This is a genomic window from Lysinibacillus sp. BPa_S21, from assembly GCF_023337795.1.
Taxonomy (GTDB): Bacteria; Bacillota; Bacilli; order Bacillales_A; family Planococcaceae; genus Lysinibacillus.
Map to the genome: position 1 here is coordinate 540,823 of NZ_JALIRS010000001.1, position 23,789 is coordinate 564,611.

32 protein-coding genes and 1 pseudogene are annotated in these 23,789 nt (G+C 34.7%); 24 read left to right on the forward strand and 9 right to left on the reverse strand.

What is annotated here, in order from left to right; all coding sequences use genetic code 11:
- Nucleotide 1: 1 nt before the first annotated feature.
- A complete protein-coding gene (locus tag MOK21_RS02780; RefSeq protein WP_249072454.1) occupies nt 2–343 on the forward strand; it encodes a hypothetical protein in 342 nt (113 codons plus the stop codon).
- Between the two features lie 222 nt (nt 344–565).
- Here MOK21_RS02780 and MOK21_RS02785 read toward each other — a convergent pair whose 3' ends face one another.
- On the reverse strand, nt 566–1,198 hold the full coding sequence (locus MOK21_RS02785) for a type 1 glutamine amidotransferase family protein (RefSeq protein WP_249072455.1): 633 nt from the start codon (nt 1,196–1,198) through the stop codon (nt 566–568).
- A gap of 75 nt (nt 1,199–1,273) precedes the next feature.
- Nucleotides 1,274–2,236, reverse strand: a complete 963-nt coding sequence (locus MOK21_RS02790; protein ID WP_249072456.1) for a helix-turn-helix transcriptional regulator — start codon at nt 2,234–2,236, stop codon at nt 1,274–1,276.
- A 634-nt stretch (nt 2,237–2,870) separates the two neighbouring features.
- On the opposite strand from MOK21_RS02790, the gene MOK21_RS02795 reads away from it, so the two are divergent.
- From MOK21_RS02795 to MOK21_RS02810, 4 genes are all read left to right on the forward strand, one after another.
- Nucleotides 2,871–3,461 (forward strand): YpjP family protein, encoded by a 591-nt coding sequence (locus tag MOK21_RS02795; RefSeq protein WP_249072457.1) that lies wholly within the window; start codon nt 2,871–2,873, stop codon nt 3,459–3,461.
- Nucleotides 3,462–3,906: 445 nt separating this feature from the next.
- Nucleotides 3,907–4,167: a hypothetical protein gene (locus tag MOK21_RS02800; protein ID WP_249072458.1), complete on the forward strand. Its 261-nt coding sequence runs from the start codon at nt 3,907–3,909 to the stop codon at nt 4,165–4,167.
- A 76-nt stretch (nt 4,168–4,243) separates the two neighbouring features.
- Complete coding sequence (locus MOK21_RS02805; RefSeq protein WP_249072459.1) at nt 4,244–4,564, forward strand: Holliday junction resolvase RecU; 321 nt, start codon at nt 4,244–4,246, stop codon at nt 4,562–4,564.
- Nucleotides 4,565–4,674: 110 nt separating this feature from the next.
- Nucleotides 4,675–4,926 (forward strand): hypothetical protein, encoded by a 252-nt coding sequence (locus MOK21_RS02810; RefSeq protein WP_249072460.1) that lies wholly within the window; start codon nt 4,675–4,677, stop codon nt 4,924–4,926.
- 97 nt (nt 4,927–5,023) lie between these two features.
- On the opposite strand, the gene MOK21_RS02815 is transcribed toward MOK21_RS02810, so the two are convergent.
- Together MOK21_RS02815 and MOK21_RS02820 are read right to left on the reverse strand one after the other, a co-directional pair.
- Complete coding sequence (locus MOK21_RS02815; RefSeq protein ID WP_249072461.1) at nt 5,024–5,365, reverse strand: ATPase; 342 nt, start codon at nt 5,363–5,365, stop codon at nt 5,024–5,026.
- Between the two features lie 271 nt (nt 5,366–5,636).
- A complete protein-coding gene (locus MOK21_RS02820; RefSeq protein WP_249072462.1) occupies nt 5,637–5,876 on the reverse strand; it encodes a hypothetical protein in 240 nt (79 codons plus the stop codon).
- 144 nt (nt 5,877–6,020) lie between these two features.
- Between MOK21_RS02820 and MOK21_RS02825 the strand changes: the two genes are divergently transcribed.
- Complete coding sequence (locus tag MOK21_RS02825) at nt 6,021–6,446, forward strand: hypothetical protein (RefSeq protein ID WP_249072463.1); 426 nt, start codon at nt 6,021–6,023, stop codon at nt 6,444–6,446.
- 86 nt (nt 6,447–6,532) lie between these two features.
- On the opposite strand, the gene MOK21_RS02830 is transcribed toward MOK21_RS02825, so the two are convergent.
- Nucleotides 6,533–6,742 (reverse strand): hypothetical protein, encoded by a 210-nt coding sequence (locus MOK21_RS02830; protein ID WP_249072464.1) that lies wholly within the window; start codon nt 6,740–6,742, stop codon nt 6,533–6,535.
- A gap of 372 nt (nt 6,743–7,114) precedes the next feature.
- The gene (locus MOK21_RS02835; RefSeq protein ID WP_249072465.1) at nt 7,115–7,513 is read right to left on the reverse strand and encodes a hypothetical protein; all 399 of its coding nucleotides are present in this window, start codon (nt 7,511–7,513) and stop codon (nt 7,115–7,117) included.
- A 360-nt stretch (nt 7,514–7,873) separates the two neighbouring features.
- On the opposite strand from MOK21_RS02835, the gene MOK21_RS02840 reads away from it, so the two are divergent.
- The 8 genes from MOK21_RS02840 (at nt 7,874) to MOK21_RS24050 (ending at nt 12,345) form a co-directional block, all read left to right on the forward strand.
- The gene (locus tag MOK21_RS02840) at nt 7,874–9,016 is read left to right on the forward strand and encodes a siphovirus ReqiPepy6 Gp37-like family protein (protein WP_483869389.1); all 1,143 of its coding nucleotides are present in this window, start codon (nt 7,874–7,876) and stop codon (nt 9,014–9,016) included.
- Between the two features lie 96 nt (nt 9,017–9,112).
- Entirely contained in the window at nt 9,113–9,397 is a 285-nt protein-coding gene (locus MOK21_RS02845) for a hypothetical protein (RefSeq protein ID WP_249072467.1), read from the forward strand.
- Between the two features lie 147 nt (nt 9,398–9,544).
- The gene (locus MOK21_RS02850) at nt 9,545–9,772 is read left to right on the forward strand and encodes a hemolysin XhlA family protein (RefSeq protein WP_249072468.1); all 228 of its coding nucleotides are present in this window, start codon (nt 9,545–9,547) and stop codon (nt 9,770–9,772) included.
- A 30-nt stretch (nt 9,773–9,802) separates the two neighbouring features.
- A complete protein-coding gene (locus tag MOK21_RS02855; RefSeq protein WP_249072469.1) occupies nt 9,803–10,072 on the forward strand; it encodes a phage holin family protein in 270 nt (89 codons plus the stop codon).
- Nucleotides 10,056–10,940 (forward strand): GH25 family lysozyme, encoded by an 885-nt coding sequence (locus MOK21_RS02860; protein WP_249072470.1) that lies wholly within the window; start codon nt 10,056–10,058, stop codon nt 10,938–10,940. Before MOK21_RS02855 ends, MOK21_RS02860 begins: the two co-directional genes overlap by 17 nt.
- Nucleotides 10,941–11,086: 146 nt before the next feature.
- Complete coding sequence (locus MOK21_RS02865) at nt 11,087–11,635, forward strand: hypothetical protein (protein ID WP_249072471.1); 549 nt, start codon at nt 11,087–11,089, stop codon at nt 11,633–11,635.
- Between the two features lie 145 nt (nt 11,636–11,780).
- Nucleotides 11,781–12,002, forward strand: a complete 222-nt coding sequence (locus MOK21_RS02870; RefSeq protein ID WP_249072472.1) for a transcriptional regulator — start codon at nt 11,781–11,783, stop codon at nt 12,000–12,002.
- Between the two features lie 94 nt (nt 12,003–12,096).
- Nucleotides 12,097–12,345, forward strand: a complete 249-nt coding sequence (locus MOK21_RS24050; protein WP_483869387.1) for a YhjD family protein — start codon at nt 12,097–12,099, stop codon at nt 12,343–12,345.
- A gap of 49 nt (nt 12,346–12,394) precedes the next feature.
- Here MOK21_RS24050 and MOK21_RS23855 read toward each other — a convergent pair whose 3' ends face one another.
- Nucleotides 12,395–13,399, reverse strand: a complete 1,005-nt coding sequence (locus MOK21_RS23855; protein WP_308221854.1) for a hypothetical protein — start codon at nt 13,397–13,399, stop codon at nt 12,395–12,397.
- A gap of 479 nt (nt 13,400–13,878) precedes the next feature.
- Here MOK21_RS23855 and MOK21_RS02885 point away from each other — a divergent pair, with 479 nt between their 5' ends.
- The 3 genes and pseudogenes from MOK21_RS02885 (at nt 13,879) to MOK21_RS02895 (ending at nt 16,214) form a co-directional block, all read left to right on the forward strand.
- Nucleotides 13,879–14,049, forward strand: a complete 171-nt coding sequence (locus MOK21_RS02885; RefSeq protein WP_249072473.1) for a hypothetical protein — start codon at nt 13,879–13,881, stop codon at nt 14,047–14,049.
- 106 nt (nt 14,050–14,155) lie between these two features.
- Nucleotides 14,156–14,538: pseudogene (locus tag MOK21_RS02890) on the forward strand (helicase); the annotation flags it as partial.
- 404 nt (nt 14,539–14,942) lie between these two features.
- A complete protein-coding gene (locus MOK21_RS02895) occupies nt 14,943–16,214 on the forward strand; it encodes an oligosaccharide repeat unit polymerase family protein (protein ID WP_249072474.1) in 1,272 nt (423 codons plus the stop codon).
- A gap of 257 nt (nt 16,215–16,471) precedes the next feature.
- Here the strand turns inward: MOK21_RS02895 and MOK21_RS02900 are convergent, their stop codons facing one another.
- Nucleotides 16,472–17,122 carry a FusB/FusC family EF-G-binding protein gene (locus MOK21_RS02900; protein ID WP_249072475.1) on the reverse strand — a complete coding sequence of 217 codons (651 nt, stop codon included), beginning with the start codon at nt 17,120–17,122 and terminating at the stop codon, nt 16,472–16,474.
- 535 nt (nt 17,123–17,657) lie between these two features.
- Between MOK21_RS02900 and MOK21_RS02905 the strand changes: the two genes are divergently transcribed.
- From MOK21_RS02905 to MOK21_RS02930, 6 genes are all read left to right on the forward strand, one after another.
- Nucleotides 17,658–19,469 (forward strand): S9 family peptidase, encoded by a 1,812-nt coding sequence (locus MOK21_RS02905; RefSeq protein WP_249072476.1) that lies wholly within the window; start codon nt 17,658–17,660, stop codon nt 19,467–19,469.
- Nucleotides 19,470–19,494: 25 nt separating this feature from the next.
- Nucleotides 19,495–20,130 carry a class I SAM-dependent methyltransferase gene (locus MOK21_RS02910; RefSeq protein WP_249072477.1) on the forward strand — a complete coding sequence of 212 codons (636 nt, stop codon included), beginning with the start codon at nt 19,495–19,497 and terminating at the stop codon, nt 20,128–20,130.
- Nucleotides 20,131–20,142: 12 nt separating this feature from the next.
- Nucleotides 20,143–21,114 (forward strand): HD domain-containing protein, encoded by a 972-nt coding sequence (locus tag MOK21_RS02915; RefSeq protein ID WP_249072478.1) that lies wholly within the window; start codon nt 20,143–20,145, stop codon nt 21,112–21,114.
- Between the two features lie 146 nt (nt 21,115–21,260).
- Complete coding sequence (locus MOK21_RS02920; protein ID WP_249072479.1) at nt 21,261–21,659, forward strand: MarR family winged helix-turn-helix transcriptional regulator; 399 nt, start codon at nt 21,261–21,263, stop codon at nt 21,657–21,659.
- On the forward strand, nt 21,659–22,006 hold the full coding sequence (locus MOK21_RS02925) for a DUF3147 family protein (RefSeq protein ID WP_249072480.1): 348 nt from the start codon (nt 21,659–21,661) through the stop codon (nt 22,004–22,006). Before MOK21_RS02920 ends, MOK21_RS02925 begins: the two co-directional genes overlap by 1 nt.
- A gap of 11 nt (nt 22,007–22,017) precedes the next feature.
- On the forward strand, nt 22,018–22,503 hold the full coding sequence (locus MOK21_RS02930; protein WP_249072481.1) for a GNAT family N-acetyltransferase: 486 nt from the start codon (nt 22,018–22,020) through the stop codon (nt 22,501–22,503).
- 50 nt (nt 22,504–22,553) lie between these two features.
- On the opposite strand, the gene MOK21_RS02935 is transcribed toward MOK21_RS02930, so the two are convergent.
- The gene (locus tag MOK21_RS02935) at nt 22,554–23,060 is read right to left on the reverse strand and encodes a hypothetical protein (protein WP_249072482.1); all 507 of its coding nucleotides are present in this window, start codon (nt 23,058–23,060) and stop codon (nt 22,554–22,556) included.
- Between the two features lie 217 nt (nt 23,061–23,277).
- Between MOK21_RS02935 and MOK21_RS02940 the strand changes: the two genes are divergently transcribed.
- Nucleotides 23,278–23,754: a hypothetical protein gene (locus MOK21_RS02940; protein ID WP_249072483.1), complete on the forward strand. Its 477-nt coding sequence runs from the start codon at nt 23,278–23,280 to the stop codon at nt 23,752–23,754.
- Nucleotides 23,755–23,789 lie beyond the last annotated feature (35 nt).

Here is a 23,789-nt window from a genome sequence, read left to right on the forward strand (position 1 = left end):
AATGGTTTCAATGGAAGATTGGAGTATAAGGTTAACTATTCTTCAAGGAGCTTATGGATATAAAGGTTTTACTGAACAAATTGGCGAGAATATGTATAAAACTGATTTGAAAGGTTTTATAGAAGCAATAGAAAATGCAAAAGAACCGATTGATACTAGTAAAGTTTCAAAATTATCATCCGATCAAATTAAAGTGTTACAAGGTGCTCCAAGTGGTAGTTGGTTGATTCCTTTATTGAATAGAATGGGACGATTAGGGATGATGGATTTACGTGAGGGACTAGTTAATCCTAAAATATTCCAATACACTTCAACAATGAGTGCTTATAAAAGATCCATTTAAGCTATTATTTAAATAAAGAGTGATTAAAAATCCTGTGTTGATATGCAGGATTTTTTTCTTATTCAATAATCGGGCTTTGTGCATTATTTTGCGTTAATATGCATTGTAAAGACCCCAAAAGACTGAAATTTCACAGACTTTTGAGGGCTTAATAGGGTACATATGCAAAATAATATAAATTAATTATTTATAATATAAAACTGCTAAGTTGATTTTTTTTGCTCATCTATTTATTGAATTTATTAACTGGAAAAAGTATTCAGCGTTATGAGTCTTATTTAGGTTATACCATGCGTGTAATGTATCAGGTGCAAATACATCTAATTTTTTCAGTACTTCCATCGTAAATTCCAGAGGTGCCACCCCTGATGCAGTAACCAAGTTCTCACCAGATACTGCAGATCTCATCTCATAAAATTTTTCTCCTTTATAATTAGGACAGACCATTTTAATATACTCTAAGTCATTGCTTGTGTGTTTTCTAGAATCTAAGTATCCCATATTCGCAAGAGCCTCGGTTGCACCGCAAATTGCAGCAACAATAGTACCAAGCTTTAAAGCTTCGCCAATTTTTTTTAAGATAGGTTGATGAATATCTTCTCTCCAAGTAGTCCCTCCAGGTAAGATTAAGAGATCTTTACTCTCAAGTGTACATTCATCAAGGGAAATATCTGGTTGTATGCTCAGTCCTCCCATCGTAGTAATCATTTCTTTATTAGCTCCTACTGTAACTACTTTTAAAGGTTCTAAATCTTTTTTGAAATATCTTCCGGAATTTAGTTCAGCAATTAAATATCCATATTCCCAGTCTGACATTGTATTAAATACATACAGATAAACTTTTTTTGGTTGCATTCAATAACACTCCAATCACAATTAATATAGCCTATTATAAGATAACTTCCCTGACAGTTAACGTCAGTGAAGTTATCATACTTGATGAAATGTTATTAATTCCGACAGAACTTCAGTAAGTCTTTGCTTAAGACTTATTGGCCCAATAATTTGAATAGATTTACCGTACGGCAAAAGTAAATGAGGTACATATGTATGTATCATATCATTATTAAGAAGAAATACTGCTTGAGTTGAAGTCCGTTCTTGTAAATAATGTCCAAAAAACCAATGTTGGCAAATATCCTCCAATGCCCTTGTATTCCCATTAATAACCAAAGGGATAATCTCTTCTTTATCTTCTATAGTTGGAAGGAGATTGTCCATAAAAAAGTCATGTGCTGAAAAATTTTCTGGTCGGTTAAACTTATTTTCAGTTAGCATTAAGCTTTTAATTCGATCTACTCTAAAGCTACGGATATCATTCCTAAGATGACAAAATCCAATCACATACCAATTATTATTCCAATAAATAATTCTGTACGGATCAACTAATCTATATGTTGATTGTTTTTCCCCATTTTTAAGATATAGAATTTTTACAGAGTTTTCGTCAGCTACTGCCTGCTCCAAGTCTTTCAAGTAAGGCTCTGTAGAGAAGGAACTTAATCGATTTATTACTTCAAGATTGGTTAAACGTTGGTTTATCTTTGTTTCCTGTTCTTGATTTGAATATTTACTTAGCTTTGAAATAGCCCTATTTAGTGCTTCACCTCCATAATATCCAGCTTCTTCTGCAAAAATAGCAGCGTGAACTAGTGAAGTTTGCTCCTCAAAATCAAAAAAAAGAGGAGCCTCAATAAAATTGTTCAATAAAGTGTATCCACCATTATGGCCTGTTTCTGAAATTATAGGTACACCACTTGTTGAAAGTGTATCAATATAACGATACACAGTCCTTATGTTTATTTCTAACTTTTCCGAAATTTGTTTTGCAGTAATTTTTTCATTTGAATTAAGCATCCATAGAATTGCTAGTATATTGTCAATTTTAGGCATATAAATCCACCCTTAAATGGAGTTGATTATTTATCATATTAGTTTATTTTCCTTAATTAGTAGTAAGCAATTTTACTGTAGGTATCATTTTGAATTTAACTTATTTCCTTGAATTAGATTATTATGTTTAGTTAGTATAAGTACAATTCTTCACAATCTCACCGCCAATTAGTATTTTATTAGCCCCGATTTGCCCCAACACAGCCTCAACTCTGTGCATTATTTTGCGTTAATATGCATTGTAAAGAAAAATGAAAAACCTCAAAAGACTGAAATTTCACAGGCTTTTGAGGGCTTAATAGGGTACATATGCAAAATAATAAAATTAGTTCGTGAAGCATAAAGATGATAAATAACCTAACATTAATAAAAGTCCAATACCCATTGCGATTTCCATGTTTTGTACCTCCTTTTACCAAAACGACACATTTATCCCGCATACTGCCAGTAAATGCCCAATTAATCTTGGGCAACAGGACGATGGTCATACAAGCGTTTTCACAGGATGTGAAGTTTTTACTTTATACATAAATATTGTACAATGAAATATAGAAATATGGAACCTTTTATAGGCTTGTACGTATATATAAGTAATAGAATTACCAATTTGTACATAAAGAGAAGGTGTTAATTAATGAAGAAATGGGTTCAAAAAAGTATCGTCATAATGGTTGCGTTTTTAACATTTGGATTAATTACGCCAACACATGAAATATGGGAAGCGTTTGATCAAAATCCATCAAATCGTGCTTCTATCGGGCCATCAGGGACAAGCTCTGCAGAAGCGAATGCTCTTCCGATAGAACAAACTGAAATACAACCGGTTGACTATAGTGCGTTGCTTGTTGATGCAGCAAAAGAGCAATCCTATATTAAATTCGGCACAAAAATCGGTCCAAAAATTAGCAATGAGTTTGACTCCATTATTTTCCCGAAAATGGAGGAAGCTATTGCAATGACAGTTGAAGGTTTAGACGATACGTCTTTAGCATCATTAACAATTTCAGAAAAGCCAAGTGGTAACTATGGTGAGAAAATTTTTAATATTACCAACAATGAAACAGGCATGGATTTAATTCGCTTCCATGTCCGCACAGAAAAAAGACCACAAGACGGTTATTTTTACAACTTCCACTACCACAGTGCTGAGGACGACTTTATGGCACACAATAATTTAGGGGATATCTATTGGGAAAAAAACACACCTCCGAAATGGTTATCCTAAAAATTATGAAACACTCGCTTATAATGCGAGTGTTTTTTTGTTCGAAAACATTGATATATCAACGTTTAAAGTAATCAGCTTAGTTGTTAGTTAAAGAAGTTAGTTTAATGGGGGAGTGGAGAGAAAAACGTGTACCCCAAATTCATCATTTTCTAATTTCCTCAGATTCTTCAAATGAACTCAGATTGATAATCTCATCCATAAGATTAGATGAGTGTACTTCATCTTTTTCAAATGAGTGTGCATAAACTTTATAGAAACGCATCATTGATTTAATATGCGAGCGAGAAAATAGTAACGGTGAATGATATTGCAGAAGAACATGGTGTGAAGCCTGAAACGATTCGATTCTATATGTCAGGTGTTTATCAAAGACGTTCGAAAAGTGAAGTAAATAATAGATTACAGCCTATTTAAACTGGAAGATTAGAGGAGGAAAAATAATATGAAATTCTTTGATTTTTACAACCCGTATATCGCATTAATTTTGGCTGAAAATGAGGAACAAGCGAAAGAAAAGTATGTTGAGTGGGTAGCTGATGACGAAGGTGATTTAGAGTTTGATGAAATCGAAAGAGATTATGCAATCGTTAAGTTTAGCCAAGCAAAAGGCGAGGATGGTGAGTTGGTTCCTTTGAATGAAATCCTGGAGCAATTACAGAGTGATCAACCAGAATTGCTGTTGATTGATGGAAGCTTAATTTAACCAAATACACGCTGCTGATAGAACGGCATTAGGTTGTTTTATCAGCAGACTTCTTAGAGAGATAACAGGAGGAAAAATGGCAGTTAAAAACAGATCATACGCCAATCGAGGAGTAACATTCGAGCGTATAATCGATATGGTTAACACTAAATACCGAAATACTGGTGTAGCAGATATTCGTAAAGTACCTACGCCAGTACAAATCACTAAAAGTAAAGGGCGAGCCATTGCTTTTGATGCTAAAGAGACTTCAGGAACTAGTTTCCCATTGCAAAATTTATCACATCACCAATACAGGCTACTAGAATCATGGCACAAAAAAGGCGCTATAAGTCTTTCTGTTGGTGAGTATGAAGAAGTTTGGCGGAACATATCTCTTACCTTTCGGAGTGCTTAAAACGGCGGTAGAAAATCTATTGCCTGGGAAACATTCGAGAATGAGTGTATAGAGGTTAAGTCAAAGGATGGTTATACACTGCATTATCTGGAAGCGTTGGAGGTGTAATGATGAACAGAAAGCCGAAAAAATACATTTTGTTTACTGGAGAAGCTCACGACAAGGTTAAGTTTGAATTTACAACAAAACAGATTGAAATATTCATCACTCTTTGGAATCTTGGCTGTCCAATAAATAAGATAGTTCAAAGGCTTTGTACTAGCCAAGTAAGCGCGGCATTGATTGCTATGGTCCTAGAAATGTCTGGGCGGATTAAGCAAAGGATTGGTGGATTACTAGGTGAACAGAAAGTGGTTAGTTGAAAGATATTGTGCAGAAAGGGAATTGATAAAATACGAAAAGCCTTATAACTGAGTATAAGGCTTCCGCGATTTTAACAGTTAAAATCTGTTTATAAAATTATAGAATCGGAGTTAATTCTGAGTTCACAAATCGTTGGGCAGCGATGATTACACCTGAAGCTGTTCGCCCGTAAACGCTGTATAATCCGCCTGTTTGATTAGGAACAATTTCAACTTCATACTGAGCTGAGCTAGCTACACTTGGAGTTACAAAAGTAGAAGCATTGGCATTAGCGGCAAAAGGAGTTGTTGATAATAATTGTCTTGTACCGTTAAGTCTAAATACTCTTACTACTCCAGTTAGTAAACCTCCAGTGAGATTGAGAACTTTGATACGAACGCTAGCGGCATTAGCGGGTTGATTTCCTGTGTTTTCAATTGGGCCAGTTGTTAAAGGCATGTAATATTCACCTCCTCATAACTAAAGATGAATAATCTGCAGATTATATTTTCATAGTATGTAGTATTCGGTTACACTCTCTAGTCTAATTGATCAATATCTACAAATAAAAGAAAAATGTGGATTGTTAAGTGGGAAAAATATCAAAAGAAAATCTATAAACAAATGTGATCCTATATATCAAGACATAATATTGTAGTAGAAACACCTAATAAGGTGAGAGCAATATTAGGTAAGTGAACAATATGAGGATTAAACGAAAATAGAGCGATTAAAACATCGCTCTAAAAAATTCACGAAATCCCATATCCATGGGCACAGCCCAGATATAAAAACCAACTAGAACCACACAAACTAAAAGAGGTTTATAAATTATTTTTGGGAGTAGTTTTTCAAAAATTGACGAGAAAACAACGATACAACCAATTACAACAACCATTAACATTAATACTGGCAATATGATAGATAGCACGCTTAATCCACCAAATGCAAAAGCTTTTAATAACTCCATACAATTACCTCATTATGTATTTTATGTAAATTGTAACATAAAAGAAGCCACAGCGTCGTCACACGCTACAGCTCAGAATTGGTTCATGCCCTTTTACGGTTGGTCAGATAAGACATTATACCACAACTTAGGAGGGCAAACCTAATGGGCAAACAAGAGCAAATAAAATTAAATCGTTATCAGTTGGATAAGGCAATCAAGAAGTATCATGACAACATGTGTAAATACATGAGAATGAAGGATGAGCTTGATTCTTTAACGGCTGCTGCATCTACAGCACAATACGGAATTGAAGCAACAATGCCAAAAGCTGTTGGAGGAACAAGTGATCCAGTACATGCACATGTCCAAATCAGAGCTTCGCGAGAGGTTCGCATTAACAAAATCAAAGACGAATTGCTAATGATACAAAATTTAACTGACAAGGTAACTGGCGACATAGAGCAAGAAGTACTTTTCTGGTTGTTAGAAGGCATGCCTTTCCGTTGGATTGGTGCTAAGCTAAATATGAGCCATACAAGCGTACAGAGGGTGCGAGAACGAGTTTTAGATATGATGATAAATAAATGAAAGGGTGATAGATCACCCTTTCATTTATTTATTTAGGAAAAGATCGAAAAGCAATTAATAATCATTATTAAATTGATTAATTATTGTTATTCAGATTCCATAAGTAATGCCTCTACTTCGGACTGGGAAAGAATTTTTGATGATGTAACATGTTGATCATTATAAGATCTATTCTTTCTATTTTTTAATAAAGTAATAATACCTATCAATCCCAAAGTTGTAATAAATAAATAGGTTGCTGGGTGAATGATAACAAAATAGCTATCTTTTAGTTTAGAATCCGTTTTATAAAACACAATAATACCTCCAAAATATTAATTTATTAAAGAGCAATTATAAAAAAACATCCTATATGGATGTTTTTTTATTTTACTATGTTTTACTGAGAGAAGGTACCATCGGGGTTACTTATTGCTCGATTAGATACAGTTGTTGATTTCCCCCCATCATATACTACTGCAGAAATTTCCATCCTTGCATGATATCCGAAATGAGGTACACTTTTCAAACTTGTAACTTTAGTTATTCCATAAGGAACCTTAAATATTGATTGAATTGAAGTACATTTCCTGTAGCACCTGGTAGGATTGAGTATCCTTTGAAATAACCAAATTTGATCAATAGTCGTAAAAGGGATTGAATTATTTACGTGAGCACGAGCTTCGAAACTAGATGTTGTCCGTTTTATAATTACTAAAACCAACTGAACCAACAGCCAAAAATCTTGGACTTATTATCGCACTATTATTAAAATTATCTTCTTCTATGTAACCAATATCCTCTAAATTTAATTCAGATAAAATTTCTTTTACATCTACTTTTGCATTTGGATTTTCGATTCTTTTTTCCATTACTTTATCAGCAATTTGACGGAATTCTGCATCTGTTGCAGGACGTACATTTTTTTCAGATTGGTAAAATGCACTATCAGAAAGCAATGCATCAACTTCATCTTTAGAAAGTTCATTAGTGTCTAAAATTGCTGCTGAGGTTAAACTAGGTATTGCTAAAACAACTAAAAAAATTAAACTGATTAAACACATAAATAACTTTTTTGTTTGTGACATAGAAAGTCTCTACTTTAGTAATTATTGTGAACAATTACAAAATTAATATATATATAGATATATTTGTAAATGAAGTCTTATTTTTCTTTCGTAAAACATATGTGTTATATATTACCTAAAATATTCGGAATGATTGATTTTAGTTATATAAATATAATAGTGACAAATGTTTCAAATGTTTCAAATGTTTCAAATGTGACAAGTGTTACAAATGTTCCAGATGTTCCAAACGTATCATTGTGGGTAAGCTGCGATGTAAACTAAAGTGGAGGTCGGACAGGTAAATGTTTCTTCACTTGGTATTTATAAAATACTAAATATTAGGAAAAGGCAGACCGACGACCGACCCGCGCCATTCGCATTTTATCACTAAGCATGGACATACTAGGCGAAATTGACAACTACCAGTCCATGTTTTTTAATCGTTCCTGGCATGGTATAGGAGGCATTGAACTACGAATCAACCGTTACAAAAAATACGCAGATACATTGTTAAAAGGTAACCTTATTTTGGTCGGAACAGACTTGAATAAGGTTTTTATTATTAAGCACCGAGAAATCAAACTTGATGAAAACGGCAAGATAACAGAAAACTGGCTCATTAAAGGTTATGCCCTAAAATCTGTAGTTGCACAGCGTATTACAATGCCACCAGAGCATACGGCTTATGACAATAAATCAGGTAGCTCCGAAACGGTTATGAAGCATTATGTAAATAAAAATATAGTAAATCCTGTAGACAAAAGACGTAAAATACCACAGTTAGTAATTGCAGCTGACGAACAGCGTGGCATTCATATAGATCATTATTCTTCACGTTTTAAAAATGTTGCAGAAGAAATGTCAACTATATCATTAGCTAGCGGATTAGGTTGGGAAGTCACTCTTGATATACGAAATAAACAGTGGGTATTCGATATTGTGGAAGGCCGTAACTTAGTTGCTAGTCAATCTGTTAATCCACCTGTAATTTTCAGTCCACAATTTGAATCACTTAAATCATTACAATATGTACAAAGCGAGCTCAATTATAAAAATGTAGCAATAGTTGCTGGACAGGGTGAAGGTGTAGAAAGAACAGTAATCGAAGTTGCTGGCATTGGAATTGGAACTGGTATCAATCGACATGAGGAATTTATCGACGCACGTGATATTTCAGAAACGGATGATGACGATAATCCATTACCAGAGCAACAAGTCATTCAAGCTTTAACTGATCGTGGGCAACAAAAGCTCGGTGAACTTATGCAAGAGGAATACTTCGAAGGTCAGATATTAACCAATAGCCCTTTTAAGTATCAAAAGGATTATAACCTTGGTGATGTTACCACTATTCAAAATAACAGTTGGGGAATAACAATGGATGCTCGTATTACTGATATTAAGGAGATTTATGAGACAGGTGGATTTAGTGTTGAAGCTACATTTGGTAATAACAGACCTACCTTGATTCAAAAGATTAAACAAGAACTGAGTCAGATTAGTGGTGAAGTAAGGCGATAAAACGCAAGCTAAGGCTTAGCATTATTTTTATTATTTATTTAATTTAGGAGGGATTCCTTTCCTTTTGTCGAATTTAGTAAATAGAGGAGTGATTTATTGCTAACCAAAATTAGAAAAGTTAAGTTTGAGCCAGAAAGAAAAAATCCGATGTATAACGTTATTATGGAATGCCCAGATGGGAAGGAGCTATTTGTGAAATTTGATTATACTTATGCAACCAAAAACTTTTGGCCATTAAAAGTAAATTATAATAAAAAAGATTATGGTGCAAAACTTGCATGGTATACAAGAGAAGTTGAAAACATGACTGTTGAATTGTTTTTAGAAACAATTGCAAATAAGATAAATAAAAAATATAACTTTGATTTACTACAAAATTAGTAATAATACATTTTGTTTTATGCCTTCCACAGTGTGGAGGGCTTTTATTATGCGCTGTGAGAGAAATCGAGATGGGCAACGGTACATGTTACTGAATCTCGATGCTTCTCATGGCTTTTTATTTTAGGGCAAAGGATTGGTGATGGCATGGGTGATGAATTGGTTAGAAATATATATGAACGTTTGGGTGGGATTGAGGCAAAGATTGATGATATAAGAGACATTCGTCAAACTGCTGAAAATGCTAAAGATATTGCAGAGGAAGCTTTAGCAAGTACGAAAAGCGCTCATAAGCGATTAGATAAAATCGACAAAGTAATTTGGTGGGTTTCAACAACCATCATTGGATCCGTAATTTTAGCTTTATTAGCTTAAATTATTAAAACAAAATAGGAGGATTTTATTATGGAATTTTTATATGATTACATCATCGAACAGGCGCTTATTGTAGTGCCTGTTTTATTAGTTATCGGACAAGTTTTAAAGAACACACCTAAAGTGCAAGACTGGTTGGTTCCATATATTTTATTACTATTTGGCGTGATATTTACAATTGGAATTATGGGTATCAATATACAAGCTATTGTACAAGGCGTACTAGTAAGTGGAGCAGCTGTATTCACTAATCAATTATACAAACAATACTCTAGTAAAGAAGGTGAACAAAATCGGTAAAATCATTGATATATCACATCACCAAGGAGATATTGATTGGTCGAAAGCTAGTAAAGAAGTTGATCTCGCTATCATCCGCACGCAATACGGTACAAGCACTATTGACCGTAAGTACGTCCGAAATATTGCTGAATGTAAAAAATACAAAGTGCCATATGGTGTGTATATCTATGTGACATTCACCAACAAAGCAACAGCACTAGCGCAAGCAAAAGACTTCTATGAGCGAGCAAAAGGACATAATTCATTGTTTTACGTTGTGGACGTTGAAGAATCTTTTGGAGCAAATTCAAAGAATATCCAAGAAGGTACACAGGCATTTATCGATTATTTAAAAGATAAAGGTGTCAAAGTTGGGCTATACACTGGGCATCATTTTTACAAGCCTTACAAAATGGATACTGTCAAAAATTATGATTTCTTGTGGATTCCACGTTACAGTGGCACAAGTGCTATGGGAAAGAAACCCGACTACGCTTGTGATCTATGGCAGTATACAGAAAGTGGCTCTGTTGCAGGTATCAAAGGCAACGTGGATTTAAACGTATTGAATGGTACAAAGCCATTATCGTGGTTTACCAACAGCAACAATAAAAAGGAGGGCCTAACAGTGAACCAATATAATGAATTGAAAAAGGAAAATAATCAACTAAAAAAAGAACTTGCTGAAATCAAAAAAATATTAGGTGAGAAAGCAAATCTAAAATCTGAATCAGCTGTAGCAGCAACGCATAAAGACGCATGGGATTGGGCTATTAAAGAGAAAATAATCAAAGGTGATGGAGCTGGCACTAATCCGGCCGGTGTTCTAACACGTCAGCAAATGGCAACAATGTTTAAACGTTTTTACGATAAATTTATTAAGTAATACTAATGCCCAGGTACTCAATTAATTTTGAGACTGGGCTTTTCTTGTTTATCCACTTTGTAACTTCTTCTTTAGTAAATTTCCCAAACTTTATTGATAAATTACCATATCCTATTATTATTAGTCTATTTAAAAGGAGTGGTGCAATGATAAAACCTTCTTGTAATTGTGGTTGCGATAAGAAAATAATCCGATTGAATAAAGTATCTTCATGTCCCGTTTGTACCGTTAGTTCTGATCAACTTCTAGTTCCTAATAATTTTACAACAGGAGGAATATGGAGGAATCCAGCAACAGAGACGATTGTTGTCACTCTTCTAAATAAAACAGATACAGCTCAAACAGTAACAGTATCTGTATTAGATTGGCAAAGCTGTGACCAAGCTGAGATGCCGAAGGACGCTTTTTTATGTGGAGAATCCCAACCTTCACTTTTTAATGGAACACCTAAGCCTCTTACATTTAACATACCAGCAAAAAAACTTCTCACCGTTCATGCAACTCCGCAAAATGCTTGGTTACCAAATGACTCTATTTATGAAGTAATTGTGATGTATCCACCTGATCCTATCATTCCATCTTTTTCTCCTGGAGACCCCGTTATCTTTAATACATGGGGGGTTAATAACACCGGAGTACCTCAAGAAGGAAATACAGTATTCCATCATCAATTTCAACGAACTATTTTTATTTAAAAAGAGAGTAGAGTAAACCAAAAGGTTAGAGCTCATTATAGTTGAGTACCTGACTTTTTTTATTTCCAAAATTTTTTCTTGCCAATATGCAAACGTTTGTTCTAAAATGGTTACAAACAAATGTTCTTATTTAGGGAGTGGAATGATGAAAGAACAACTAATAAAAGGGATGCAACGTAACCAATTTCTAAATATGATGTACATGGCTAAAGACGGTCAAGTGTCAAAAAGACGTATCAAAATCATTAAAATTGGTAGTGATTCGTTTCAGGCTTATTGTTTTAATAAACAGGCAAAACGTACATTTATTATTGATAGCGTACTAGTAGTTGTTCCAGTCCTTCACAAGGAGCGAGAGGTTGTATGATAAATGCGGAGCAAAGAAAACTCCATAAATTTGTGGTTTATGATATGGCTATACAATCCTTGCAACGTGATTATAAAGAGATAGAAACATTAAAATGAGTAAAGTATATTTGCCAATCCTTAATAATTTACTAAAGATAATCACTAATGATTATTACAACTCTAAAAGGCTGTTGGCCAAAGATAAAATTAGAGTGGTAAAGTGGGAAAAGAAAGACGACTACTTTAGTGATCTCATTGTTACTACAGCCGGAGAAGACATAGTTCTGACATATGCAAATCAAGCCCTTAAAACACAGGTAGAGAAACTACTTTTTAGCCATATAAATGTAGGCACTGATTAATATGGTGCCTATTTTTTATGCAATGAAAAAAGCCACTCATTTGAGTGACCTATTTTTTATTTACTGGTACAACTACTGTTACTTTATCGCCAATAAATCTGTTATCTTTTGAAGTGCTATCAAATACAAATTTCAATTCTTTAACGCCTTCTAAACCTTCTTTTCCTAAATCAAAAATAACTTCACCTTTTTGAATTACTTTGCCAATAAATTCAGATTCGAAATGAGAAATTTCAACAATTGAATTGATTTGACGTTTTGTATCTGTAGTCATTTTAGCTGTATTTGGATGGAAACTTAAAGTATCGTCAGATAAATTTTCTCCTGTGATTGACAATATAAGGACGTTTGTTTCAGCTTCTGTTTCAATCATTCCTGGATCACGTGCAACCAGTTTAGCTGTTTTCATTCCATCAATTGAAAACTCAACATCAGCACTTTTATATTTTTCAGTTGGCGCTTCATATAAATCGGTGATTGTATATGTACCAGCAAAATCATCTTTCACTACATCACCAACATTCGCGACTGTTAAATTGTCTGCTTTATTAGCTTTGTTTCCTTCTTTTATTTCAATGTCAGTAGAACCTGTTACTGCTTTTTCTAGTGAAGCTGCATACTTAGCAAATTCATCATCTTCCATATCACCATTCATTTGAATTAAGAATAGGCCACTTTGATGAGTGTGAGAATAAAACATAGGGCTTGAATTTCCTAATTCATCATAATAAGCCTTTGCTTTTTTTAGACCTTCTTCATTATCAAATAAAAATAATCGACCGCCTGAATCATCACCAAGAGAAGGGATTAAAATTCGTTTACCTTCTTTTCGGATGTTTCCGAATTCATCTTTTGGTAAATCTGAAAAATCACCTAGTTCTAGACCATCATCTTTAAAATGTTTAAGTACATCATCTATTGTTTTAGCCAAAACTTTTTGATGTTCTTCAGTACCATTTTCTTTTGGCTTTTCATTCTTTGCAGAATCACTTCCACAACCAGCCAACCCTAAACTCAATACTAATGCTGCACTAAAAATCAATTTTTTCTTCATTTGTAAATATTCTCCTTTATATGTTCACTTCAAATTGTATCAATTATGGCAAACGTTGTCAGTAATGGTTTAGTACAAAAAAGATTAGATTTCGCTAAAAACACAAATACTAAAGTATGGACATCGGGATATTTCACATTATAGCCAAACGAATTATAAAGAGCTAAACGCATAGGGCATGGATATTGCTATATAGAAAGTACATAAAATTGTTCAGTACCCCAGAAGTACCCCAAAAGAGTATACGAAAATATACGATAATATAAATAGTAAAAAATGAGATACTCTATGAATCGTTGATATTATAGCAATCTATCTATAGGAGAATACACAATATAAAATCATTTGAACTCTGGGAAAAAAATACGCCACCTAAGTGGTTGTCATAAAAGTCAAAAAACACTCGTTTAACTACGAGTGTTTTTTTGTTCGACAATATTGAACTATCAATGTTTATAACGTATAGAGTTGTCTCGGAAATGGAGGGAGAAGAAAAACGAGTGCTCCCGAAATTGAACAGTACTGATAAAGCTAAAATTGTCGGTTCATGCGCTTACCCGGGAAATTATTTCTTATTTCCTAACCTGAAAAAGCTGTTGGTAAGGCAGATAAAAAATATTATGGTGTTTGATGCTATAGGGTTTTTGTAAATACTCTATGATTAATAATTTGATTATTACGTAAAAAGGAGAGGCGAGAGCAATTCGCTAATTAGAGTCTATACAACATTTTGGAATGATCATAGTGGGTTGAGGAAGCCTACAGACCGTTGAACTAACTGTTGCAGACCTGGGCTTTCCTGAAGGAGCTAATATGGCTCGAATCTTTGAAAGAGCTAGGGAACTTGGTTTGGCATTGTGCCCACTAGAGTTGGGACCTCGCCTAAGACTAGAGTACCTGGATCAGCTTGAGGGTTATTCATGCAATTCTTTACAGCAACAACAAGCTCCATCAAGCTCCATCACAATAACATCGGAGATACTAACTGAAGATGATGAGTTTCCAAGAGGATTCTACCTAAGACAATTAACGGTGTTTTGTGGCTTCGTGGATACTGTGCTGATCAGCTACACATTTGGTACCCTAATGATCATTTTATCTTTTATCAAAAAACACTACAGGACAAGTTAAGAGCTTGAAAATATGAATATGCTGAATACAGGTTGTGAAATGGCGTTGAATGTTCTTTATTTATACCATTGCGGGAAATAAACCTTACAATATTCCCTGATGGATCTTCAAGATACATTGAATAATCCGCCTTAATTTTCAAAAAGAGCCTGATTTTCTAATTCACCTGTCACTTTATTTTCGCTAGCTAACTTTCCAAAATAAAAACGAGTATTACTAGCAAAAATAGCTAAATATTAGTGGTTGGAGAAGAATTAAGCAAAGCTCAGAGATATTTTCTAATTTTATGGTTGAAAGAGAATTTAAGTGTATATTTTAAATAATCTATTAATATGTTATACTATTTTTGCTTTACAAAATTGGAAATTTATTAAAAGTTTGGAGGGGTAAGTATTTTGGGGTGTAAAAAGCTATGAAACAATTTTTTAGAAAACTAAATAAAATCGATACGTTTTCGCCGTATTTCTTTTTACCATTTATTTTACTGCTTTATTTCTTTACGAGCATGTTTGATTGGCATAGGTTTGAAATGTTCAATATACGTGTTTCTATTTGGCCAGCAGTGATTTTAGCGATTATTTGCTATTACATAGGGGTTTACGTTATAGATAAGATGAAATGGACAATCCCTTCATTTGGCCTTTCTTTTTTAGGTAAATATGTGATTCATTTTATTGTGTTTCTCACATTACTTGGTTTAAGTGCCTACATACTAATGGTTTTTGGAAGCGGCCTTGGCATTTCGGATGAGTCCAATCGTCGAAATCTAAATCCAAAGTTGAACTTCTTTAGTCAATTACTATGGTTTGGCGCATTATTGCTATTATCATATAAAATGATTTTGGAAGAACGTTTGACATGGAAAAAAGCATTCATCTACGGTGCTATTTATGCAGTAGTTATGTCTTTATTTGTGCTAGTAGCCTATCGCACGCCGTTAATAATTATGCTATTTACGGCAATTATCATTATCCACTACGTCGTAAAGCGAGTGAAATTAACATGGTTTTTAACTACGCTGTTAGTTATTGGTGTAGCTTTCTCTATGTTTAGTTTTATTCGTGTGTTAACGGAGGATAGGTCATTAGAATTCAATAACCGAGATCAGCCTGATGTAGAGCTAACGGAAGATGCGAGAGACAAGCTGTTAACGGCTGAACAAAAAGTAAACCAAACGCCGTTATGGATTCGTGCACTAAATGAAGAAAGTGTAACAGGACATATTGTGTTAAGTACAATTATGGAATATACACAGGAGAACGGTTATTTAAACGGTGAAATCCATAAAGGTGTCTTTAGTACGATATTACCTGGTGAGCAAATTTCACCTCGTATGAGGGTAACGGAAGTTGTCAATTCCGTGAGTGTGGAGAAGGGAAAAGTGATTACACGTGGAAATCGCACAACCACACCAACCTTTATCGGTCAATTATTTTTAGATGGTGGCTATTTATTAGTCGCAATTGGCTTCTTTTTATACGGTGTTTTAATTTCGCTTATTTATAATAAAGTGAAACAGGCGGGCATTCGTAGTTTCCATTCTGTCGCCTATGCATTTACCATTACACTATTTACAGTGTCTATGCATACTGGTTTCCTCGATTTAATCTTTATTTTAATGCTTGGCTTTGTCATCATTGCATCGTCGATTATGAAAAGGGATCGTGGACAAATTCGAATTTAAAGAAAAGAATATTCAAGTATGTATGGTTTTGCTATTTTACCAATATTACTTTTTTACATTTTGCCGATAGCTTTTGTCATTTGGTTTACGTTTTCAATGGTGAAGCTGCAAAGAGAGCGCAATGAAATTTTGAAGGAAATTGTAAATGAAATGAAAAATGAGAGAGAGCTTTTCCTATCCCTCAATAATTGTACAAAAGAACGATTGGTGAAAAATAAAAATCAGTGGGAATGAAGAATACCCCACTGATTTTTATTTTATTGAGTGATGCTATTGAAAAACTGTTTTGTCTTTTCGATATCTGTTACATGCTTATTGCATGTTTGGCTATCTGCGCAAATGTAATTACTATGACTGGTATACGTTCCAACGACTTGCCCTTTTATGGAAGTTGTATAAAAGCCAACATCGGAATGCCTGTTACAAATTGCACATATTCCTTTAATTATATTATTTGAGAAAGTTCCTTTAATGGCTTTTAGCTGTTCATCTTGTTCCAGTACGACATATTTTCGATGTGTCCCAGGGTCATCCCAAGCTAAATAACAGATCTGTTGAAAATCTATTTCTTCAAGCTTTGGTAGCTTGAGTTTTTTTTCCTTTTTAAACAGGCTCTTTAGTGTGCTTGCAGTGACTGTTTTGAACGGGATGACATATGGTTTTAATTGCTCTAAATATGCTTCACCCTGTGCGCGATCCGTGACTTTAAAAAGTTGTTCAATTAACTGAGCTTCCGCAGTGGACAGCGCTAACTTTGCCATAATTTCGCTTTCAACAATACCGCGTACGGCTAGGATAACGTTTTTATCTTTTGTTGTTGCGAGTGTTTGTATGATTTTATTCATTTGCTGCTCAAGTAAATGATAGTTTGCGACCGTTAGAAACGGCTGAATTGTTTGTTTTTCCATTTGAATTCACTCCAGTATAGTAGGCTTTTATTAAGATTTATGGCCTATAGAGATCCTTCAATGTTGTTATTTCGTTAACTTTTCTAGACCTCTTTGACCTGTAAAGTGTTGGGTCTAGAGCAAGCATTACAAAAGAATGCGTCCATTTCGATTCCTCCTTGAAAAGAAAACTATCCTTATTATAGCATTTTTTAGGAATTAAATAAAGTTAGAAAGATTCAGATATTTACAATAAATAAATGGTATACTTGTTTATATTAGGATATTCGCTATAGCGTCGGCTTGATTTCCATTTTGACTGTGCGATCCTGGATCATTTGTTAAGCCTCCGTTGGAAAGGGATTGTACTAACAAGAAGTATTTAGTGCGAAATATAGTGTTATTCGGAATCACCGTTTTTTAGGTGTTATTCGAATGACGTGAAATTGGAATTTAGATATCATTATGCCTCAAAAAATTTTTCATAAGTGATTAACACCTTTAATACAATTAAAAGTATTTTTCAAAGAAAATTTTTTAGAAAAGAGGAAGGTCTATGATTCAGTTTGAAAAGATGAACACAAAGCATTTTTTACAAAGTTTAACAGTGAGTGATTTTGCGATTAGTCCTGATGAAAAGCAGATGGTATTAAGTACGAATTTTAATGGATATTTTAATTTATGGGGAATGGATTTAGAGAAAAAATTCCCATATCAAATGACGTTTAATAATCAAACTTCAAATTTTATAAAATATTCGAAAACAGGTGAATTTATTTTAGCTGGATTTGATAAAGACGGTGATGAAAATAGTCAAATTTACGCAATTTCACCTGAGGGAGGAAGTCTAGTACCAATTCGCTATAAAGAGGGAGAACGTCATTTTTACTCATATTTGACTGAGGATGGTAGACATCTTTATTACTCAACTACAGCTGGAAATTCCACGTATTTAAATAGTTTTGTTTATGACATTGAGAGTGAAGAGGAACAGCTACTGATAGAGGGGAGTATTGCACCAACTTTTATCGATGCAGTGAGCCTAGAGGAAAAAACGTTTGTCTATATTAAACAGTTTGGGAATACGCATTCCTTAGCGTATGTACAAATTGATGGTGAGGAAGTATTACTTACACCATTAACGGATAAGCAGCATACAGTTTCAGATATCGTGTATACTTCTGAAACGGAAATTTATTTTTTAACAGATTACGATGACGATTTTAGCTACTTGGCAAAATTCGATATTCAAACAAAGCAATTTACAAAGTTGCTTCAAATTGAAAAAGAAAACTTTTCAAGTATTTATTATTCGAAAGAAGAGCATGCACTATATATTGTTGGTTCCTATGGAGTAGAGGATCGGCTTTATCGTTATACAATTGCCGATGGAAAAAATGAAAAACTCGAAACACCTGTTGATATTATTGAGAAAATGATGATTATGCCAAGCGGACATTTATATTTGCTTGGGAAATCTGCTACGAAGCCAAATAATATTTTTGTTTCAAAGGAAATGGGAAGTTCTTGGTTGGAGTTAACTCACTATAGAGTACCGGGTGTTCGAGACGAGGATTTGGTGGAACCCGAAGTGCTACGTTATCCATCGTTTGATGGTTTAGAAATTGAGGCACTCTTATTTAAGGCGAAGGAAGAAAATTCGAATGGCCATGTTATTTTATGGCCCCATGGTGGTCCACAAGCCCTTGAACGCAAATCATTTCGACCGATGTTCCAATTGCTAGTTACCCAGGGATACTCTATTTTTGCACCAAACTTTAGAGGCTCATCGAACTACGGTCTAGACTTTATGAAAATGGTTGAGGGCGATTGGGGTTATGGTCCACGCCTTGATAATATTACTGGGGTTGATTGGCTTATTGAGAATGGCTATGCCGATCGTGATAAAATGCTGCTTTTAGGCGGCAGTTATGGCGGTTATATGGCACTGCTATTACATGGTCGCCATGCAAATTATTTTAAAGCGGTTGTCGATATTTTTGGACCAAGTAATTTATTTTCATTTATCGAGTCTGTTCCGGATTTTTGGGTGCCATTTATGAAGCAGTGGGTGGGAGACCCTGTAAAGGATAAGGAAAGATTAACGGCGGATTCGCCAATTACGTATTTAGATGGTATGACGAAACCTATGTTAGTCATTCAAGGGGCGAACGATCCACGTGTTGTGCAAAAGGAATCTGACCAAATCGTTGCTGCTTTAAAGGACAAGGGGCGAGAAATGGAATATATTGTGCTAGAAGATGAGGGACATGGATTCACGAAAAAGGCCAATGAAATTTACGTGTATGAGAAAATACTTGAATTCTTTACTACACATATTAATCAACTAGAAATTCCAAAAGCTTAAACGTTTGAAAATATAGGAGGATTTTATGTTACTAAATCAACAAGGATTTAATTTATGGGCTGATGGTTATGATAAAACGGTTCAGCTAAGTGAAGAAAGCAATCAATATCCATTTGCAGGATATAAAGCAATATTAAATACAATTTTTAATGAGGTTATGGCCATTCCGAAATCCACTGTATTAGACATTGGATTTGGCACAGGGGTGTTAACGTCAAAGCTTTATGACAATGGCCATTTTATCAATGGCCTCGATTTCTCCTCGAAAATGATCGAAATCGCTCAAGAAAAAATGCCTGATGCAAACTTAATAGAGTGGGATTTATCAAAGGGGCTGCCAACAGAGTTCCTTCATCAAAAATATGACGCGATTATAAGCACCTATGCGCTGCATCATTTTACTGATGAAATGAAAGTACAATACATTACGGAATTATTGCAGCAACTCACACCTGCAGGCAAAATTTTTATTGGCGACATCGCCTTTGAAACAAGAGCGCAGCTTGAAAAATGTCGTCAAGACAGTATTGATTATTGGGATGATGATGAATTTTACTTTGTCCATGAGGAAATTAGCACCTTATTACAAGGAGTATGCCAATTAGAATTTTACCCAATCTCACATTGTGGTGGAGTTTTTGTACTTTCGAATCTTGTTTAGGAAGATGATTACATGATTATTTCTGATGTATTATACGGTGAATACGAGATAGATGAAGTGTTAACGGAACTTATTTTGAGTAAACCGATGCAAAGGTTAAAGGGTATTCATCAAGGTGGGGCAAGTTATCTTGTAAATAGCAAGTGGAATGTAACACGTTATGAGCATTCGGTAGGTGTCATGCTGGTCATTAAACAACTAGGTGGCTCTTTAGAGGAGCAAATTGCTGGATTATTGCATGATGTTTCGCATACAGCTTTTTCACATGTCATTGATTTTGTTCTTGAGAATAAAGCTGAAGACTATCATGAAGAAATATTAATGAATGTCATTATGAATTCTGAAATTCCTCTTATTCTTAAAAAGTATAATTTTGATTATGAACATTTACTTTCTAATACTACGACTTGGGATTTACTTGAACAACCAGCTCCTCATTTATGTGCAGATCGAGTAGATTATACTTTAAGAGATATGTACACATATGGGCGAGCATCCCTAGAAGAAATACAAATTTTTTTAAATGATATCATTGTTCATCAAGGGAAGATGTGTCTTAAAAGCATCGAAAGTGCAGAATGGTTTGTGAAAACATATTATCAAGAAGTACTTGATTTCTTTATGGATCCATTAAATATTTATGCCTATCATAAACTATCACAAACGCTAAAGGTAGCATTAGATAAAATGATTATTACACTTGCAGATTTTCTTAAGGAAGATGAAGAACTAATTGCGCTGATGAAATCTTCAAATGATAGGCAAGTGCAAAGTCTTTTAAAACAGCTTCATCCTCATATTAACGTGAGGGTGGACCAAACAGAATTTGATATTCATCAAAAGGGTAAAACTAGACTTATCGATCCTTTGCTTTACTTTGAGAATCGATTAATAAGGTCAAGCGAATTATCTGAAGATGTTAGAAAAATGAATGCAGTTGCTGAAGGAAAATTTCAACAAGGAGCGTTTGTGAAAATTCTTTAAATTTCTCGATAAAACGATGAAAGGGGCTGACAATTGTCAGCCTTTTCATCTTTCTACTGAAAGTATGAAATTTAAAATATTTCTTTTAATATATCTGTGATTACGATATAATCGTAAAAGACGATATATACAAAGGGGTAATTTTTATGATAAAAGATTTAAATAACTATTTTACATCGATTTATTACCAACTACATCCAACGCACGAAGTGGCAATTTCGCATCAAAGTGTGCGTATTTTACAGATGATTCAAAAGGAAGACGATGTAACTGTACGCGATATTGCAGAGTTACTAAATATTTCTCAAAATACGGCGTCTGAACATATAAAAAAGCTAGAGCGAAGTGGTTGGGTGAAAAAGGAGCGGGCCATCGAAGATCAGCGCAAAGTACATCTTTATCTGACAGCTGAAGGGTTTCATATCTTAAAGAAAAACACAGAGTTAGATGATGAAAAACTACAGCATGCACTAGACAAGCTTTCAGAAGAAGAGCAAGAATCGATTTTACAAGCATTTCGTCTTTTAAGCGAGGTGGCTAAATAATGTATACATTTGTAAAAATTCTTTGCTCGGCAGCCGTTATTGGTATCGTGACAGAGGTTGCTAGAAGGTTTCCTACATACGGTGGTATTATTGCAGCATTACCACTTGTCAGTATTTTAAGCATCATTTGGCTTACTGTGCAAAGTGAACCTAGTGAGCATATTCAGCGCTTTACGGTTGGTGTAATTGTTGGACTACCAGCTACAATGTTTATGCTATTTGTTATCTATATGGCGATGAAATCATCGATCCATATCGTGTTTGCCATTGGACTAGGCATTGCTTCGTGGGCAGTATTTCTAGGTGTTCAAAAAGCTATTACTAGTATTTTTCATATCTCAGTTTAGGAGGAAAATAGATGACAGTAATTCCTATTCAACAATTACCACAAAATGAGATGTTGCAGTTTTTTAAGGAGCATTGGGGAAGTACAGAAATGGTTATTTCCAGTGGGATTTATGACTGTAGTCAATTAGATGGCTTCGCATATATGGATGAACAGAACAAAATATTAGGTCTCGTTACGTATATCATTCGTCCTGAAGAATGTGAAATTATTTCCCTCGACAGTATTGTAGAAGAAATAGGGATTGGTTCATTACTTGTACAAGCAGTTGAACGACATGCATTGGAACAAAGCTGTAAGATGATTTCCCTTATTACGACAAATGATAATTTACACGCGTTAAAATTTTATCAAAAACGAGGTTACCATTTAGTCGAAATCATACAAAACGCAGTCGATCAAGCAAGAACATATAAACCTGAAATTCCTTTAATCGGCAATGACGGGATTCCAATACGTGATGAAATAAGATTAGCAAAGCAATCTGGCTTATCATGAGTCAGGTTGTTTTTTTGCATTAAAGAGAAGCGCAAAGCGAAGAAAAAGCCTCAGTAGAACTTGAAGCGGTGGATAGCCCCTTCGGAAAGATGGATAGAACGTCCAAAGTCGTGGATTAACCTCCGGAAAGATGGATAGAACACCTTAAGTGTGGATAGACCCTTTGAAATGATGGATAGAACACCAAAAATCGTGGATAGACCCTTCTGAATGATGGATAGAACATCCAAAATCGTGGATAGACCACGGAAAGATGGATAAAACGTCCAAAATCGTGGATAGACCCTCTGGAATGATGGATAGAACGTCCCAAATCGTGGATAGACCACGGAATGATGGATAGAACGCCAAAAATCGTGGATAGACCCTCTGGAATGATGGATAGAACGTCCCAAATCGTGGATAGACCACGGAATGATGGATAAAACGTCCAAAATCGTGGATAGACCCTCTGGAATGATGGATAGAACGCCAAAAATCGTGGATAGACCCTCTGCAATGATGGATAGAACGTCCAAAATCGTGGATAGACCACGGAATGATGGATAGAACGCCAAAAATCGTGGATAGCCTCTCTAAAATGATGGATAGAACACCAAAAATCGTGGATAGACTTTCTAGAATGATCGAAGAACGTACCAAAACGTGGTTAGAGTCTCTGAATTGATGAATAGACCCTCACGAGCTACGGAAAGAACCACTGTTTATTTTCGAGGTTTCATCACTTACGATTTCTCGCTATACTTGATAGGTAGCAAGAAAGTGAGGAAAGAAATGAAAAAATTACTATTTGTTTTATTATTTAGTGTTCTAGTAGTGGGAGCGGCCTTTATCATTTATTTAAAAAGCAATCCACCACTTGTCATGAATAGCTATACAAATCCTACAGATGATTCAACTATAAGAATCGTGGAAATAGAGAATAAGGGCCTGCGTGACATAAAGCTTCAGCAAATACTCGTCAATGATAAAGTGCCTGAAAAAGTCGAGCTGGTTGTGAGTAAGGCTGAACCGTTTGAGGCAGAAACGAAGCTAGTTGGTAATCCGAATATTACGTATCATAAGTTAAGGCAAATAAACATTTTGCCTAGTCCATACATAGATCGCCAGGCTATCGGAAAGCAACCTCAGCATTATGCAGTCAAAGTTGAAGCACCTACTATTAAAAAAATAACGATTAAGTACGAATATTTAAAAATGCCATTTACTTTAACAGCTGAGTTACAAGCTAGTACTAAAGTGAAACTATAATCAGCGAGACTTCCTATAAAAGTGCGAGAAATCAA

Coding starts and splice junctions, on each gene's coding strand:
- MOK21_RS02780 (WP_249072454.1), top strand. CDS start 2: ATGGTTTCAATGGAAGATTGGAGTATAAGGTTAACTATTCTTCAAGGA.
- MOK21_RS02785 (WP_249072455.1), bottom strand. CDS start 1,198: ATGCAACCAAAAAAAGTTTATCTGTATGTATTTAATACAATGTCAGAC.
- MOK21_RS02790 (WP_249072456.1), bottom strand. CDS start 2,236: ATGCCTAAAATTGACAATATACTAGCAATTCTATGGATGCTTAATTCA.
- MOK21_RS02795 (WP_249072457.1), top strand. CDS start 2,871: ATGAAGAAATGGGTTCAAAAAAGTATCGTCATAATGGTTGCGTTTTTA.
- MOK21_RS02800 (WP_249072458.1), top strand. CDS start 3,907: ATGAAATTCTTTGATTTTTACAACCCGTATATCGCATTAATTTTGGCT.
- MOK21_RS02805 (WP_249072459.1), top strand. CDS start 4,244: ATGGCAGTTAAAAACAGATCATACGCCAATCGAGGAGTAACATTCGAG.
- MOK21_RS02810 (WP_249072460.1), top strand. CDS start 4,675: ATGAACAGAAAGCCGAAAAAATACATTTTGTTTACTGGAGAAGCTCAC.
- MOK21_RS02815 (WP_249072461.1), bottom strand. CDS start 5,365: ATGCCTTTAACAACTGGCCCAATTGAAAACACAGGAAATCAACCCGCT.
- MOK21_RS02820 (WP_249072462.1), bottom strand. CDS start 5,876: ATGGAGTTATTAAAAGCTTTTGCATTTGGTGGATTAAGCGTGCTATCT.
- MOK21_RS02825 (WP_249072463.1), top strand. CDS start 6,021: ATGGGCAAACAAGAGCAAATAAAATTAAATCGTTATCAGTTGGATAAG.
- MOK21_RS02835 (WP_249072465.1), bottom strand. CDS start 7,513: ATGTCACAAACAAAAAAGTTATTTATGTGTTTAATCAGTTTAATTTTT.
- MOK21_RS02850 (WP_249072468.1), top strand. CDS start 9,545: ATGGGTGATGAATTGGTTAGAAATATATATGAACGTTTGGGTGGGATT.
- MOK21_RS02855 (WP_249072469.1), top strand. CDS start 9,803: ATGGAATTTTTATATGATTACATCATCGAACAGGCGCTTATTGTAGTG.
- MOK21_RS02865 (WP_249072471.1), top strand. CDS start 11,087: ATGATAAAACCTTCTTGTAATTGTGGTTGCGATAAGAAAATAATCCGA.
- MOK21_RS02870 (WP_249072472.1), top strand. CDS start 11,781: ATGAAAGAACAACTAATAAAAGGGATGCAACGTAACCAATTTCTAAAT.
- MOK21_RS24050 (WP_483869387.1), top strand. CDS start 12,097: ATGAGTAAAGTATATTTGCCAATCCTTAATAATTTACTAAAGATAATC.
- MOK21_RS23855 (WP_308221854.1), bottom strand. CDS start 13,399: ATGAAGAAAAAATTGATTTTTAGTGCAGCATTAGTATTGAGTTTAGGG.
- MOK21_RS02885 (WP_249072473.1), top strand. CDS start 13,879: ATGGAGGGAGAAGAAAAACGAGTGCTCCCGAAATTGAACAGTACTGAT.
- MOK21_RS02895 (WP_249072474.1), top strand. CDS start 14,943: ATGAAACAATTTTTTAGAAAACTAAATAAAATCGATACGTTTTCGCCG.
- MOK21_RS02900 (WP_249072475.1), bottom strand. CDS start 17,122: ATGGAAAAACAAACAATTCAGCCGTTTCTAACGGTCGCAAACTATCAT.
- MOK21_RS02905 (WP_249072476.1), top strand. CDS start 17,658: ATGATTCAGTTTGAAAAGATGAACACAAAGCATTTTTTACAAAGTTTA.
- MOK21_RS02910 (WP_249072477.1), top strand. CDS start 19,495: ATGTTACTAAATCAACAAGGATTTAATTTATGGGCTGATGGTTATGAT.
- MOK21_RS02915 (WP_249072478.1), top strand. CDS start 20,143: ATGATTATTTCTGATGTATTATACGGTGAATACGAGATAGATGAAGTG.
- MOK21_RS02920 (WP_249072479.1), top strand. CDS start 21,261: ATGATAAAAGATTTAAATAACTATTTTACATCGATTTATTACCAACTA.
- MOK21_RS02925 (WP_249072480.1), top strand. CDS start 21,659: ATGTATACATTTGTAAAAATTCTTTGCTCGGCAGCCGTTATTGGTATC.
- MOK21_RS02930 (WP_249072481.1), top strand. CDS start 22,018: ATGACAGTAATTCCTATTCAACAATTACCACAAAATGAGATGTTGCAG.
- MOK21_RS02940 (WP_249072483.1), top strand. CDS start 23,278: ATGAAAAAATTACTATTTGTTTTATTATTTAGTGTTCTAGTAGTGGGA.